Origin of the sequence: Okeania sp. SIO3B5, assembly GCF_010692555.1 — a bacterium.
GTDB lineage: Bacteria > Cyanobacteriota > Cyanobacteriia > Cyanobacteriales > Microcoleaceae > Okeania.
Genome location: NZ_JAAHHG010000014.1, coordinates 1 through 16,321 on the forward strand (window position 1 = coordinate 1; position 16,321 = coordinate 16,321).

Genomic DNA, 16,321 nt, shown 5'->3' on the forward strand with positions numbered 1-16,321 from the left:
TAAGACCTTGCGCTTAAGGACGAGGTTTAAATGAATGTAGACTTTGGAGCTGACTTTTAGCCAGATTTTTCTAGCTTAATTAAATATTGCTTTTATCACTCACTAAAAGCAATAGCTGATAGCTGATGGCTGAATGCTTACTTATTAAGCTAAAAAATATATATTTTTTTACAAAGGACAAATAAGGTAAATTTCAAATAGTATATGAATTATTTTTTATTCAAAAATTAATTTTTTTTAAACTTTCTTCTGGAACACTTAACCTCAATATATAGGAAATTCAAAACAAAGTAAGGTTAAAATTTTCACACCAACTATTAAAAGCGAACAAAACACAGTTAACATTAAACAGAAGTAGATAACAAAAGGAATCAAAAAAATTTTTTTTGACTTTTGCAATAGGTCTAGTCAAGAACCAAGATAGAAATAAACTTTCCTGAATTTTACCGATAATGACTGATTAACCTGAATATGATAATCTATCAGCAATAAAATTCTGTTCAAGGAATCTAAATAATGACAAAATTACGAGTAGGCATATTATTTGGTGGGTGTTCCGGGGAACATGAAGTATCCCTTAATTCGGCAAAAGCGATCGCTACTGCTTTAACTCAAGGTCAAAATACAGACAAATACGAATTAATGCCAATTTACATCCAAAAAGATGGTCGTTGGCAACCAACTGATTTTTCTCAACAAGTTCTAGAGTCTGGCAACCTACCATCATTGTCGCTTACAGATGATAATTCCGAGATTGAAACCAGCTCCTCTATTGCTTCTCAAACCTCGTCTCACCTCTGGCAAACCCCTCCTCAAGCAGCTCAGATAGATGTGTGGTTTCCAGTGCTTCACGGTCCCAATGGCGAAGATGGTACCATACAGGGCCTACTGAAGTTAATGCAGGTTCCGTTTGTGGGATCTGGAGTTTTGGGATCGGCAATGGGTATGGATAAGATCGCGATGAAAATGGCTTTTGCTCAGGCAGGTTTGCCTCAAGTAAAATATCAGGCAGTGACGCGATCACAGATTTGGTCTAATCCTTGTGTGTTTCCCAAATTGTGTGATGATATTGAGGCAGCTTTAGAATATCCCTGTTTTGTTAAGCCTGCTAATTTAGGCTCATCAGTAGGTATTGCTAAGGTGCGGTCGCGAGCGGAGTTGGAAACTGCTTTGGATAATGCCGCTAGTTATGACCGTCGAATTATTGTTGAAGCGGGTGTAGAAGCGAGAGAGTTAGAATGTGCGGTACTGGGAAATGATGTCCCGAAAGCTTCTGTGGTGGGAGAAATTACTTTTGAGAGTGATTTTTATGATTATGAAACCAAGTATACAGAAGGAAAAGCAGACTTATTTATTCCAGCGCGAGTCAGTGAGGCGATCGCTGCTCAAATTCAAGAAATGGCAACTCAAGCATTTTTAGCTGTGGATGCTGCGGGTTTAGCTAGAGTAGATTTTTTCTATGTAGAGAAAACAGGGGAAATTTTGATTAATGAAATTAATACAATGCCTGGTTTTACTACGACAAGTATGTATCCTATGCTCTGGAAAGCTAGTGGAATTCCTTTTTCTGAATTGGTAGACTGTTTAATTCAATTAGCTTTAGAAAGACATTCTCATTGAAGAAGGCAGAAGGCAGAAGGCAGAAGGGAAAATCGCTTATGGATAGTTACAGCAGATTCCAAGTATATGAAGCACAGATATTAAAATGAAATGTTCTCAGTGCGGGCATCTTGCCCGCGTGAGTGTACCTCACCAAGGTGAAATCCGCTGTAACATTTTGATGTAGGTTGGGTTGAGCGACAGCGAAACCCAACATTTATCTTTTTTGTCAATCTTAAGTAGACAGTAGTGGCGCTCCTGACTCCTCTAAATTAAGAAACCTTCAACTTCTCTAAATCTCCAGTAGGAATAGAAGCAATAAGTTGTCGCGTATACTCTCGTTGCGGTTGATTATAAACTTGTTCGGCAAGACCAATTTCTTCAATTTTACCTTGATTCATTACCATAATTCGATCGCTCATAAATTTGACTACACTCAAGTCATGGGAAATAAATATGTAAGTTAAACCAAACTCATCTTGCAATTCTTTAAACAAATTCAACACTTGCGCTTGCACCGATACATCTAAAGCTGAAACGGACTCATCACAAATAATCAATTTAGGATTCAAAGCTAAAGCACGAGCAATACAAATTCGTTGACGTTGGCCACCAGAAAAAGCATAAGGATAACGATTTAATGAATCAACAGTTAATCCTACCCTTTCTAATAAATATGCTGCGCGATCGCGTCTAACTTGGGAATTATTGCCTACCCGATGAATTAACATTGGTTCCATTACTGCAGCACCAACAGTTAAACGAGGATCTAGAGAACTAAAGGGGTCTTGAAAAATAATTTGCATATCCCTTCGCAACCTCCGCATCAATTGCTTAATTCCTGACTTACCATGGGAGTTTGTAATTTCTTGATCCTCAAAAAATACCTGCCCACTTGTAATAGGAATCAATTGTAATATTGCTCTAGCTAAGGTACTTTTACCACAACCAGATTCTCCCACTAAACCCAAAGTTTCACCGGGAGCAACACTAAAAGAAACATCATTAACTGCCATATATAAACGTTTAGTTTGACCAAACATTCCTTTTACTGGGAACCCCACTCGCAAATTATTAACTTGTAAAATTGGATTTTCCGTTGTTTGGGGAGCTGTTTGTTTTACCAAATCTACATTTTGTTTTTCTGCTGTTACTGTTATCTTTTTTTCCCTAATTTCTCTTTCGCCATTGGAGTTTGTTACCTCTTCCATAAAATCAGAAACAGTAGGTAGACGCAAAATTTTTCCATCGAGGGGAGGACGACAAGCTAATAAACCTTTTGTGTAGGGATGCTGCGGCTGAGTAAATATTTGTCCGATCTCGCCAAACTCAACTATTTTACCTTGATACATTACTGCTACAGTGTCCGCAACTTCAGCCATTACTCCTAAGTCGTGAGAGATAAATATAACTGACATTCCTCTGCGTTCCCCCAACTCCCGCAGTAATTCTAAAATTCTCGCCTGCACTGTGACATCTAAAGCTGTTGTGGGTTCATCTGCAATTAATAAAGTGGGACTACAAGAAATCGCCATTGCGATCATCACTCTTTGCAATTGACCTCCAGAAAGTTCGTGGGGATAACGATCTAGCATGGCCAGCTTTTTTTTGTTGACTTGTAGCATAATTTCGCGATCGCTTGCGCCACTACTTATTTGTGTTTGACTCACAAAAGGTTCACTTAAAGCATCTAATCTTTTTGCCTGATTTTGAGCCATACCGCTTCTTCCTTCATTCTCCTTCCTTCTTCCTTCTTCCTTCTTCCTTCTTCCTTCTTCTGTTATTTCTTCTATAGATTTTTGTCGTAACACTTCATCATTGGGCAGAAGTTTTACTTCTTGAAGTAGAGATGCTGCTTGACGTCGTGCTTCTGCTGGTGAAATATTTTGATGAAATCTAATAGCTTCTGTTAACTGAAATCCAATGGTATAAACAGGGTTTAGAGAACTCATCGGTTCTTGAAAAATCATGGCTATTTTGCCACCCCGGTATTCTTGTTTTTGCTCTTCTGGTAACTGTAATAAATTTATTGGTTGAGAATTTAGTTCATTTTTAGCAGAATTATTGAACCAAATTTCACCGCTAATTTGGCAAGATTTAGTTAGTAATAAACCCATAATTGCCAGAGATGTAACAGATTTTCCAGAGCCTGATTCTCCTACAATTCCTAGAGTTTGCCCTCGTTTGACGGCAAAAGATATACCATCAACAGCTTTTAGGAGTTTTTCTTCTGTTGTAAATTGAACTCTAAGGTCACGAACATCTAGTACAATATTGCTCATTATAAACTAAGTATTAATAATCAGGTTAATTTATACCATTTCTCAAAAGTTTTGCTACATTTCCTTGGGAGTAGGCAGTAGGCAGTAGGCAGTAGGCAGTAGGGTTTAAAGGCATAATATATTTTGGATTAATGCCACTAATTCTCTACATTCATTATTATTACTTAATAACTGAAGTTCATTGGAAGTATAGCATTATTTTTGGGAATTGGTATTATATATAATTTTTTTTAAAATTATATAACAAGACTATAATTTTGTCAATTTTTTTTAATAATTAAAATATTCTCTAGTTGTAAGTATTCAGCAGTCAGCCAGCTTCCCATAGTCGGAACTGCGGACTTCAGCTATCAGCTATTTGTTATTAACTCATTATCATACTAGAGATGAATTATCCACCAAGGAGAATTAAAATTCATTAGACATCTCCAAAAATTAAAAATAAAATCAATTATTATCCATAAATTATCAATTATTCCCCTCCTGGGAGGGGTTGGGGGTGGGTTCCCTGTTCCCAGCTCCGGTGTTCCCTGTTCCCTCTTTTCTGGAGATGTCTATTAATGAAATTGGCTATAACCTAACCTCAGTTATTGCTTGCATAATTTCACGCATCTGATGACTGTTTGCACAGCATGACAAACGGAAATGCTTACCTCTAGTTTTTAATTTGCCCAACTCGATACTCAACAAATTCAGTATTGGATCTAAAAAGTTATTAAGGTAAAATAGTTACTAACTATTATTTATTTAGTAGATAATAGTTAGTAACTAAATAATAACTAATGTGAAAAAAATCATCTTTTTTTAGATAATTTTACTGAAATATTTCAATGAATTTAGTTATAGCAAATTACTAATTTATGTGTATATACTTAAAATTATGTATAACAATCAATTTAAAGAATTTTTGGGTGATATCCTAGTAGTGGATGACCAACCTAATAATCTCCGAATTTTAGCTAAAATACTATCTAAAAAAGGGTACAAAGTTAGGGAAGCAACTAATGGAGAAATGGCATTAATAGCTATCGAATCACAAGTGCCAGATTTAATCTTATTAGATATTATGATGCCAGAAATAGATGGTTATAAAGTTTGTCAACACCTAAAAGAAAACCCTAAAACGAAGGATATTTCTATCATTTTTGTTAGCGCTCTTAACGGTTCTGCAGATAAAGTAAAAGGATTTTCTTTGGGAGGAGTAGATTATATTACTAAACCACTACAAATAGAAGAATTATTAGCTCGTGTAGAAAATCAAATGATGGTAACTAAAGAAAAACAAAAATTACAAGAAGAAAATACTCAACTCAAACAAGAGATTTTAGAACGTCAACAAACCGAGGAGGAATTACAATTATTACACAGAGCAATTGATGCTTGTCAAAATGGGATAATGATTACTGACTCTACTCAAACAGATAATCCAATTGTTTATGTCAATCAAGGCTTTGAAAAACTGACTGGTTATTCAAAAGCAGAAGTAATGGGCAAAAATCCTAGATTTTTACACAAAAATCACCCACATCAAACTGCTCTGAGAGAAGTCTCTATAGCTCTGCAAGAACAAAGAAAATGTAATGTAATTTTACAAAATACTCGTAAGAATAGCACAAGATGGTGGAATCAACTATCTATTTCTCCGGTACCAGACACTACAGGAACACTACTAACTCACTTTATCGGTGTGCAAACTGATATAACTCAACGCCAAGAAACGGAGTTAGCGCTACGATTATCTGAAGAAAAATTTGCCAAAGCATTTAGTACTAATCCAGCTCCAATGATGATTTGTACCCTCAGAGAAGGACAGTTACTGGATGTAAATAATAGTTTTTGTTCCTTGAGTGGCTATAACAGAGAAGAATTACTTAGCCAAAGCACCATAGATTTAAGAATTTGGGTAGACTCAAAAGAACGCAGTCGCATTACTAAAATATTAACGTTAAAAGGAAAATTCAAAAACCAAGAAGTTAATTTTCGCACCAAGTCAGGGAAAATTATCACGACTCTCCTATCCGCAGAAGTTATTAACATAGATCGAGAAGCTTGTGTAGTAGCAGTAGGGAAAGATATCACAGATCGTAAACAGATGGAAACAGCTATGTCAATAGCTAATCAAGAGCTGGAGATCCTTGCTAGCATAGATAGTTTAACTGCAATAGCAAACCGTCGTGAATTCGATCAATATTTCAGTCAACAGTGGCAAGTATTGAAACGGGAACAGTTGCCTCTAACTATGATTATGTGCGATATAGATGACTTTAAAAGCTATAACGATACTTATGGCCATCAAACAGGAGACTATTGTTTAAGGCAAGTTGCTCAAGCTATTAAGCGCTCGGTGAAACGTCCTGCAGATTTAGTGGCACGTTATGGAGGCGAAGAATTTGCCGTAATTTTACCTAATACTGTAATTGAAGGGGGTATTCATGTAGCAGAAAGAATTCAGCAGCAAGTAAGACTATTAGAAATAGTACATCATTTATCTAATGTGAGTAGATATGTAACTGTCAGTATGGGGGTTGCTAGCATAGTTCCTAATCCACAATTGTCTCGTGAAGTTTTAATTTTTGCTGCTGATCGAGGGCTTTATAAAGCGAAGAGACAAGGAAAAAACATGATTGTGAGGAATGACATATTATAGATGAAGGCAGGAGGCAGAGGGCAGAAGGCAGAAGGGAAGAGGTTTAAGTTCTACTTTACTTTTTGTTACCTAATAATTAATAATTAATAATTAATAATTAAACAATTCTGGTTTAAAGCCTCCCCTTTTAAGGGGAAAAAAAGAAATAATATCTCCTTATATTCAATTCCGTAGCGGTTTTAACCAGAGGTAATTATCAATTATCAATTATCAATTAATGAAATACTTAGTTTTTTTCGTGCCTATCTACTTAATATTTATGTATAACTTTTATTATACTAAATCTGGTTTATAGAGTACCCTTTATTCAACCGAACATGATATTAAGTCTAATAAGTCTAAGTAATTAGTCATAATAAAAATATTTTCTCTGATAAATTTCTCCTAGTTCCCAACTCCGGTGTTCCCTGTTCCCTAAAATTTTTATTGTGGGTATTTAAAGAGACATGATATAATTATTAAAGGTAAACTTATCTTTGAGTAAAAATAGGCCATAGCTGAAAAAAGTTTATTGCACCACCCAGCACCTTAGAAGCCTAGGGAAAGCAAGCTAACTCCCCTGTAGCTACTAACTTCACTAAACAAATCTGAAATGGTGCATTTCTCTTATTTCTATTTGTAGTCAGCTTTTTTCTGTAAGTATAATTTCTGATCGGCCTACAGCTATTATGTATCCAAGAGCTTTGGGTCATCAAAATTATTTATTTTCAGTACCGAGGATAAAAATTAGTAAAATATTTGACTAAATTATTGGAAGTATTCAAACAGGAGAATCAAAAACTAAATATTCAAAATATATCTTATTGAATAAAATATCTAGTAGAAGAGGACGGGAATAACTAACCAGTTACAAAATCCTAAAAGTCTTACTAATCAATACTTTTGACCTTTTAGTTTTGACTTTTGACTTCCGCGTAGTGGCACTAGCTCCTAAAAATTAGAAATTCTTGGATAAAACACAAGTGATGTACTGTATGATAAATCACTTTAATCTTTTCCACTTTCAATAGATACTCTTAAGTAATTAGGAACTTTCTCAGATTAAAGTAATTCATAAGTACTTAGATAGTTTAATTTTTATTCGTTAATCAAAGATTATGAAGATTAAAGCTTTATTTTGTACTGTTCAACAATATCCCCATAGACTAATATCCCAGTCTTTATTAGTCGCAACTCTTTCTACATTAGGCTTAATGATGGGTATAGTACCTACTAAGTTATCTGGCTCATTATTGCCTGTATTTGATACAGCTGTCCAAGCTCAGGAATCTTTTACAGATGAAGAAGCAAACTTTACAAATGAAGAGATAACTAAATATAGCAAAGCAGTCTTACAAATCGAAGACTTAAGAATAGGAGTTTATACAGACATTAAAAATGAATTTGAAAAACAAAGTCCAGGAGGAGCTATTCCTCCAATTATTTGTAATCAGAAAAGTAGTGTTAACGATCTACCACGAAATATTAAAGTAATTGCCGTGAATTACTGCAATAAAGCTAAGGACATTATTAATAGCAATGATATGACCGTGACTCTGTTTAATCAGATTACAATGGCTCAAAAGATTAATCAAAGCTTACGAGAAAGAATTCAAGAAGAGTTGCTCCGTCTTCAACAAGAGCAAACAAGTGGTCAATAAAACGACGTTGCCGAAGTGCTTGTATGATATTAATCTTAAATTCTTTAGGAGTCAGGAGTCAGGAGTCAGGAGTCAGGAGTCAGGAGTCAGGAGGGAAGAAATAATGAAGAAAGAGCAGTAGAAGAGAAAGTTTTTTTGTTCGCACTCTTATCCTGACATTATATCATACCTCATATCACCAACGCCAATCAACATTAAGACTAGCAATGGTAATTTTAACCCAACGTTTAGCTGCCGATCAAAATGCAGTGGTTTGTTTGACCTTGCCTCTGACTGCAGTACAACGCACCAGGAGTCGCTATCGTTTTGATACAGAGACTGGGGAAATTTTACATCTACGTTTGTCTAGAGGAACAGTGCTACGCGATCGCGACTTATTGGCAAATGAGACAGGTGAGTTTATAGTCAGAATAATTGCCAAACCAGAACCCATCCTGAAAATAACAGGGAAAACTTCTTTAGATTTACTTAAAGCAGCTTATCATTTAGGTAATAGACATATACCAATAGAAATTACTCCTACAAATTTAAAGTTATCTCCAGATCCAGTGTTAAAAGATATGCTCGAACAATTAGGTATGGAAATTATAGAAGAAATCTCTCCATTTCAACCAGAAATAGGAGCTTATGGTCATAGTCATTAGGGGTGGGGAGTAGGGGAGTAGGGGAGTAGGGGAGTAGGGGAGTAGGGGAGTAGGGGAGTAGGGGAGATATTTGGTAATGGTTGAAGATGGAACATTTTTTTATCCCGAATTAAACGGATTTGATATTTGATATAAGATATCACTTTTAACTTTTGACTTTTGACTTTAGTGAATTGGGAGATGAGGAGATATTTGGTAATGGTTGAAGATGGAACATTTTTTTATATCGAATTAAGCGGATTTGATATAAAATATCACTAAGCATTCAGCTATTAGCTGTCAGCTATCAGCAACAAGACACTGTCCTTTAGGACAGTGTTTAAATTAACAACTGACTTTAAGGGAAAGGGAACCAACTTTTGTAGTAAGACAATTAATAAAGCTTTTATCCTAAATTAAAAGCAATAGCTGTTAACGCAGTTCCTCCGATAGGAGGCTAGCTGATGGCTGACGGCTGAATGCTTACAAATATCACTTCTAACTTCTAACTTCTAACTTCTAACTTTTGACTTTTGACTTTTGAATTTTGAATTTAAATAATGCACTATCAAAACCAGGGAGCAAACCAACTTTTATCTCTTTTACAGTTAGCAAGTCCAGCATTACCTGTAGGAGCTTATAGTTATTCAGAAGGTATTGAAGTATTAGTAACTACAGGAAAAATTTCCGATTATGATAGTCTCAAAAATTGGTTTATAGATTCTCTCAAATTTGGAAGTATTCGATTAGAAGCAGCATTAATAGTTAGAGCTTATAGGGAAACTAATTCAGTAAATTTACAGCTTTTAAATAATTGGAATAATTGGGCGACTGCAGTTAAAGAAACAGAAGAATTGCGTTTACAAAGTTTACAAATGGGTCGAACTTTGATTCGTTTATTTATGAATATTCAGCCAGATTTACCAACCGAATTAATGAAGTTTATTCAAAACAAACTTGACACAGAAACAAATTTTTGTAACTTCGCGATCGCTTATGGTCTAATTTCTGCTTGCTGGAAAATTGAGATTGAAAATGCAATTTTAGGTTATCTACATAGTTGGGCAACTAATCTAATTAATGCTGGTGTAAAATTAATTCCCCTCGGTCAAACAGTAGGACAAAAGTTATTATGGGAATTGCAAAATCAAATAGTTTTGAGTGCAAAAGAAATCCTCAAATTAAAAGATGACGAGTTAAATAGTTGTAGTTGGGGATTATCTCTAGCAAGTATGGCTCACGAAGTTCAATATACTAGATTATTTAGAAGTTAGGTTATTTCAGTTATCAGTTATCATACCAAATCCGGTTATGAAAAGCTAATTTGTCCAAATCATTTTTTCGGTAAACTATTGTTTGAGAAGTCTGTCAATTATAATTATAGCAGTCGAAGCAAAGGGCGCGGAAAGTTCAAAAGTTTAAAACTCAGACAAAGTAATGCTTTTCCTTCTTCCTTCTTCCTTCTTCCTTCTTCCTTCTTCCTTCTGCTATACCCATTAACAATTAGTAACTTATGAACGTTTTTCGGATTGGAATAGCTGGCCCAGTAGGCTCAGGTAAAACAGCTTTAGTTGATGCCTTATGTAAGTCAATGCGACAAGAATATAATATTGCAGTTGTCACCAATGATATTTATACCCAAGAAGATGCCCAATTTTTGGTGCGAAGCCAAGCATTAGATAGTTCGCATATAATAGGAGTAGAAACAGGTGGTTGTCCTCATACAGCTATCAGGGAAGATGCTTCTATTAATCTTATTGCTATTGAGCAGTTAGAAAATAAATTTACCGATCTAGACTTAGTATTTGTCGAAAGTGGCGGTGATAACTTAGCAGCAACTTTTAGTCCCGAGCTAGTCGATCTAACAATCTATGTGATTGATGTAGCTGCTGGTGATAAAATACCCAGAAAAGGAGGTCCAGGTATTACTAAATCCGATCTACTTGTGATTAATAAAATTGACCTTGCTCCCCATGTAGGAGCAGACCTGAATATTATGGAAAAAGATACTAAAAAGATGCGAGGCGATCGCCCTTTTGTCTTTACTAACCTCAAAACAAAAGTTGGTTTAGAAGCAGTTTTAGACTTTATCCACAGATATCTAATTGTAGATTAAAGAAGTGGTTAGCACTCAGTAATCAGTAGAATCATTTTTTTTACGCCCTATAAGGGGATTTTAACCCCTCCTCAACCATCCAGCGCTTGGGTTGCTGGAGATTTTTACCCAGAGCTGCTAAAAGCTGATAGCTGATAGCTAAAAGCTGATAGCTTAACTCAATTTTCCTAACTCTATTAACTTAAAACATGAATAATATTTGGCAACGTTTGAAAAGTTTACCTTGGCAAGAACTCTTTTTAGTAAGTTTCATTGCTACTTTAGCAGTTGTAGCAACAGAAGTATTATTAATCTTAAGCTTCACTTATTTTTTTGCGCTCCTGAAACCATTAAGTATGCTATTTTCCTCTCCAATTTTTGGGGTGTTAATACCTATAGGAGCAGCAGTAGGAATGGGAGCATTAGCAGTTTATTTATTAGAATTCTGGCAAAAGCAGTGGCTATTGAACAATTCTAGTCTTTGGGCGCTAGTTTTATGTTTATTTATTGGGTTATTATTAAAGTCTTTATTTCCTCTGCCTCCTGTATTAGTTACTGTATCTAGAGCTTCATTAATAAGTCTAGCTATAGGGGTTTTCTGGAAAGGAAGACCTTATTGGCGACGTTAAAAAAATTATGAGCGTTGCTGAATTAATGTATGATATTAGTCTTAATTACTTAGGAGTCAGGTAGGGGAGCCGTCGGTAGGGCTTGTAACTGTTGGCTAAAATCTGGTATAATCTATAAAAATCTGGGATTATCTGTTTTATGTTACTAGGATTCCAAACTGAACTGCACCCAAATAAACAGCAAAAAACATTACTGGCTAAACACGCAGGTGTAGCCCGTCACGCTTGGAATTGGGGATTATGGTTAACCAGAAATATATTGAATCATAACCACCATAATCCAGACAGCAAACTTAAGTTTCCTACTGCCATTGACTTACATAAGCTTTTGGTATCAATGGTTAAACCAAAAAACTATTGGTATTATGAAGTGTCTAAGTGCGCTCCGAGCTATGCTTTGAGATATTTATCTCTAGCTTGGAAACGTTGCTTTAACAAAGTGTCTGGCCAACCTAAATTTAAGAAAAAAGCCAGGGATAATAGTTTTACTCTAGACGGTTCAATCACAGTAGGTTTTAATCGTATCAAACTACCTCGAATTGGATGGATTAAAACCTATGAAATACTGCCAGGCAATGTTACTCTGTCGTCTGTAACTATTAGCAAAACAGCAGATAAATGGTTTGTTAGTTTCGCTCTGAGAAGCAGAGCCTCAAATTACTGAAAAATCTGTAGATGTAGTTGGTGTTGATTTAGGAGTAAAAACTTTAGCAACATTGTCAACAGGGGAAGTATTCGATGGTGCTAAACATATGCAAAAATTTAGAATCCAAACTATCACGATTACAATACCTAAACAGACATAAAACTAAGTTCTCGAACAACTGGAAAAAAGCACAGCTAAAAGTAGCTAGGCTACACAGTAGGATAGCCAAAATCAGAAAAGATACATTGCATAAACGCGCCTACCTATTTGGCTAAAAACCACAGCCAGATAGTAATAGAGGACCTTAATGTATCAGGGATGATGGCAAATCACAAGCTAGCTAAGGCTGTTGGCGACATGGGTTTTTATGAATTCAGAAGACAGTTAGAGTACAAGTGTGAGTTATATGGTTCTAAGTTAATCATTGTTGATAGATGGTTTCCTAGTTCTAAAACTTGCAGTAGGTGTGGAACTGTTAAAGAGTCTCTGTCTTTATCGGAGCGTGTATTCAACTGTGAACACTGCAATTTTAGCTGTGATTGCTCCGCAACGCTAGCGCGAACGAGACTTAAATGCAGCGTTAAATTTAGCTATGGCGGTCAGTTTGCTCCGCAACGCTAACGCGAACGACCGTGACAGCTTGTGGACTGGACAGGCGCCGACGTTGCCAGATTGAAGCAAGAATAGAACAGATTATTTATAGAAAATCATAGATTTATATAGATAATCATAGGTTTCTAAGAACGGCAACGTACAGGAGTCATATCATGTCCGTTGGTATCGTTTGTGTATAAAGTTGGGGAAATATCTAGCGCCATATAAGGTTTTTCCTTTTCTTAAAGCTTCTTCCTTCTTCCTTCTTCCTTCTTCCTTACCTTCTCTATACAATACCGATGCTACCGGACATGATATCAGGAGGGAAGAAAGAAGAAGAAAGAGGAATAGAAGAAGAAAGTTTTTTGGTCGTGGAGCGCGGAACAGATTTCTATCGCGCTCTTACTTAATATAATAGTTTTCATAAGGCATACAGTACATCAATGATCCCCCGCGCATCCCCCTTAAAAAGGGGGACTTCCAGTTCCCCCCTTTTCAAGGGGGGTTAGGGGGGATCTCCTGACTCCTCTGTTGTTATTTATAACTATTCAACCGGACATCATATTAGACATCCTTTGTATAGCGGTTTAATTTTCTTGACTCTCGGTTGGAGCGTTTTTCAACTTAGCTTGTCTCATTTTGTAGCTGTTATTGTAATTTTTTTATTTCTTGATCTGAAAGCAAGGCGAGAAGAAACCTGGTTAAGTGAAAAATATCCAGAATATTCAGATTATCAACAACGGGTTATTTCAGTTATCAGTTATCAGTTATCAGTTATCAATTATCAGTTATCAGTTGTAAAAAAATTAATTCCAAGGATTTATTAATCAAGTATTAATTCACAAGATTTGGTTATGAGCAGTGATTTATTTATTATAAATATAATGAAATAATAAAAACAGTATATTAAATAACATTTAATCAATACTTATTATTTTCATAACAATTTTTTAAAGTAATTCTACTGAATATTCTGCTAAACTGTGAATAATAGTAATTTTTTCAGCTTCAATTATTTGATTTTTGGAATAACAAATTTTGGCGATAAAAGCTAGTTATTTTAAACAAATATCAACAGATTTCATCTAATCTTCACAATACTAGGATAAAAATTAAAGTAATTGTGAAAATTTGCAAAATCAGGCCAAATTGACTATACAAGAAAGTGAGATCGAAGTTAGACTGAAAATATATTGACAGAGCTAGTTTATATATCAGACAATCTAATTATGAGTTCTATTACAGGTATTTCACACCAAGCCACTCAAGCAAACCATAACTACCTAGATAAACTACTGCAACCAATTCGCGAATATCTTGATAGTGTAGAAATAAATAATCAAAAAATGGCACATTTGCTGTGTCACTTGATCCCGGCTCAATGCCCTTTTGAGAGAGATGTGAAACTATTCGGACATCTACTATTTCATATTCCTGCAATGTGTAAACTTAATCCTTTGTATGACCAATTTATCGGCTTACGATTTCGTGCTTTAACTTTTCTAGCGGATGTTTGTGGAGAGGATATTACGGGTTATTGTTAAAATATACTTTTGGATTTTAAATACTTGCTTCTAAATTTTCTCTTATAGTAGCTCAATGATATTTAGGTTATACTACCAAGAGCTTAGTTTTTCTATGGAACTAGGCTCTTTCTTATTGTCGAACGCGATCGCAAAAGGCAGAAGGCAGAAGGAAAAATCTGGCGTTGTCTGAGTTTTAAGCTTTTGATATTTCCAGGACTTATACTAAATCCGGTTTATAAAGAACCGTTATTGTGAAGGTAAGGCAGAAGGCAGAAGGGTTAGAGAAGAATTTGAAAAACGGACTTTTGATAACCGGATGTGGTATTACCCGTAACCTCCACATAAAGTAGGGGTTAACGGCCGTTAACCCCTAAAAATGCTATATAATTTCCTCTTTTGCGTAAGTCCCGAGCAGTTATCAGAATAAAAAATCTAGGACTTCAGCAAATATGCTACACACAAACATGATAAAATTTGACTACTCCCCGCAGCTGTTGCCGAGGGGATTCTAAGTTGATACTACGCAACAGGATAAATCCATGTTGCTTCGTTTTTTCGAGCGCTGACCAAAGATATAATCTTTGGGGACAATTTCCGCGGTGCCCCTACACAGTCGGCTTAAGTTTAACCCTAGCCTTCTGCTTACTTTATGTCTTAACATTTGTATATTAAGATAATAGCACAGGACAACTTTAGTTGTCTAGTCTAAACGACTCGCTTGTTTTCATCCCCCGGTTAAAACACGCTTGCTCTCAACGTCGCTTTTCGGTAATATCCAAATTTTTTTCCTTCCTACTTCTGTCTTCCGTCTTTAACTAATGGCAAAATCCCTAAAACCTGAAGCATTTTTCCAAACACCAGGAGTCATTCTCGATGTCCGTAGTCCCGGCGAATATGCTCAAGGTCATATTCCTGGAGCTGTTAATTTTCCTCTATTTAATAATGATGAACGTGCCTTGGTGGGAACTTGCTATAAACAAAAAGGTAAAGATGAAGCAGTCGAATTAGGGTTAGCGATCGTCGGTCCGAAATTAGCTGATTTTGTTGCCCGTGCCAAGGTATTAGCTCCAGAACGTCAAGTTAGAATTCACTGTTGGCGGGGTGGAATGCGTAGCGCTTCAGTTGGTTGGTTACTAGAAACTGCTGGATTTAATGTGGCTCTACTTATTGGCGGTTATAAAGGGTTTCGACGTTGGACGCTTTCTCTATTTTCGGTTCCCCAAAAAATGATTATTCTAGGGGGAATGACTGGCAGTGGTAAAACAGAGATATTGTCTGTTCTGGGTTCTATGGGAGAACAAGTGTTAGACTTGGAAGCTCTTGCTAACCATCGGGGTAGTAGTTTCGGTGCTTTGGGGCAGTTACCTCAACCTACTAATGAGCAATTTTGGAATGCGATCGCCATGGAATGGGCAAAATTCGACCGGAGTCAAGTTTTATGGGTTGAAGCAGAGAGTAAGCGTATTGGAATGTGTCGTATTCCCCAAGATATTTTTGAGCAAATGGAAAGGGCGAAAGTTATTGAGATAAGTCGCAGTCGTCAGGAAAGAGTAGCATTTTTGGTCGAAATTTATGGAGAAGCGGATATTAATGATTTGATTGCTGCAACCGAACGTATTAGGAGGCGGTTAGGAGGTGCACGGGCGCAAAAAGCAATTAATTGTCTGAGGGAAGGGAATTTGGCAGCAGCTTCAGATTTAATTCTTCACTATTATGACAAGACCTATACTTATGATTTGGAAAAAAGAGGAGTTAGTATTCATAAAGTAGATGTTTCTGGTTTGTCGGCAGTTGATGCTGCCATTTTGGTGCGGGATAAAAGTCAACAGATATAGTGTCGCCGGATAGTATTGCAAGGAACAGGGAACAACTACGTTATTCTGTAGGGTGCGTTGTAACGCATCTATCGGTAGATTATACCAATTTGAAAAAAGAATGTTACAAATAGTAAGAGCGATAAAAAGACTTTACATGAGATGTCCCTTTGACAAAAAAGATAATTTACGCCCTAAAAAATGGTATTAAAGCCATCCATTCTGA

At 36.0% G+C, this 16,321-nt stretch carries 12 protein-coding genes; 11 read left to right on the plus strand and 1 reads right to left on the minus strand.

The genetic code is table 11. From position 1 onward, the window contains the following. Positions 1–516: 516 nt before the first annotated feature. Complete coding sequence (locus F6K54_RS03440) at positions 517–1,620, plus strand: D-alanine--D-alanine ligase family protein (RefSeq protein ID WP_293074479.1); 1,104 nt, start codon at positions 517–519, stop codon at positions 1,618–1,620. 251 nt (positions 1,621–1,871) lie between these two features. Here the strand turns inward: F6K54_RS03440 and F6K54_RS03445 are convergent, their stop codons facing one another. After that, positions 1,872–3,881 (minus strand): ABC transporter ATP-binding protein, encoded by a 2,010-nt coding sequence (locus F6K54_RS03445; RefSeq protein WP_293074482.1) that lies wholly within the window; start codon positions 3,879–3,881, stop codon positions 1,872–1,874. Between the two features lie 880 nt (positions 3,882–4,761). Between F6K54_RS03445 and F6K54_RS03450 the strand changes: the two genes are divergently transcribed. The 10 genes from F6K54_RS03450 (at position 4,762) to mnmH (ending at position 16,116) form a co-directional block, all read left to right on the plus strand. Continuing rightward, positions 4,762–6,528, plus strand: coding sequence for a diguanylate cyclase domain-containing protein (locus F6K54_RS03450; protein WP_293074484.1), 1,767 nt, complete (start codon positions 4,762–4,764; stop codon positions 6,526–6,528). 1,097 nt (positions 6,529–7,625) lie between these two features. Continuing rightward, the gene (locus tag F6K54_RS03455; RefSeq protein ID WP_293074487.1) at positions 7,626–8,168 is read left to right on the plus strand and encodes a DUF4168 domain-containing protein; all 543 of its coding nucleotides are present in this window, start codon (positions 7,626–7,628) and stop codon (positions 8,166–8,168) included. A gap of 206 nt (positions 8,169–8,374) precedes the next feature. Next, positions 8,375–8,812, plus strand: coding sequence for an urease accessory protein UreE (ureE, locus tag F6K54_RS03460; protein ID WP_293074490.1), 438 nt, complete (start codon positions 8,375–8,377; stop codon positions 8,810–8,812). A gap of 539 nt (positions 8,813–9,351) precedes the next feature. Then, positions 9,352–10,065: an urease accessory protein UreF gene (locus tag F6K54_RS03465; protein WP_293074493.1), complete on the plus strand. Its 714-nt coding sequence runs from the start codon at positions 9,352–9,354 to the stop codon at positions 10,063–10,065. A 239-nt stretch (positions 10,066–10,304) separates the two neighbouring features. Then, on the plus strand, positions 10,305–10,907 hold the full coding sequence (gene ureG, locus F6K54_RS03470; protein ID WP_293074496.1) for an urease accessory protein UreG: 603 nt from the start codon (positions 10,305–10,307) through the stop codon (positions 10,905–10,907). Between the two features lie 188 nt (positions 10,908–11,095). Next, the gene (locus F6K54_RS03475; RefSeq protein ID WP_293074499.1) at positions 11,096–11,515 is read left to right on the plus strand and encodes a peptide chain release factor 1; all 420 of its coding nucleotides are present in this window, start codon (positions 11,096–11,098) and stop codon (positions 11,513–11,515) included. A gap of 139 nt (positions 11,516–11,654) precedes the next feature. Continuing rightward, positions 11,655–12,179 carry a transposase gene (locus F6K54_RS03480; RefSeq protein ID WP_293074501.1) on the plus strand — a complete coding sequence of 175 codons (525 nt, stop codon included), beginning with the start codon at positions 11,655–11,657 and terminating at the stop codon, positions 12,177–12,179. 249 nt (positions 12,180–12,428) lie between these two features. Further along, on the plus strand, positions 12,429–12,782 hold the full coding sequence (locus F6K54_RS03485; protein WP_293074503.1) for an RNA-guided endonuclease TnpB family protein: 354 nt from the start codon (positions 12,429–12,431) through the stop codon (positions 12,780–12,782). A 1,202-nt stretch (positions 12,783–13,984) separates the two neighbouring features. Beyond that, on the plus strand, positions 13,985–14,299 hold the full coding sequence (locus tag F6K54_RS03490; RefSeq protein ID WP_293074506.1) for a Mo-dependent nitrogenase C-terminal domain-containing protein: 315 nt from the start codon (positions 13,985–13,987) through the stop codon (positions 14,297–14,299). Positions 14,300–15,099: 800 nt separating this feature from the next. Continuing rightward, positions 15,100–16,116 carry a tRNA 2-selenouridine(34) synthase MnmH gene (gene mnmH / locus F6K54_RS03495; protein WP_293074509.1) on the plus strand — a complete coding sequence of 339 codons (1,017 nt, stop codon included), beginning with the start codon at positions 15,100–15,102 and terminating at the stop codon, positions 16,114–16,116. The last annotated feature ends 205 nt before the right edge of the window (positions 16,117–16,321 follow it).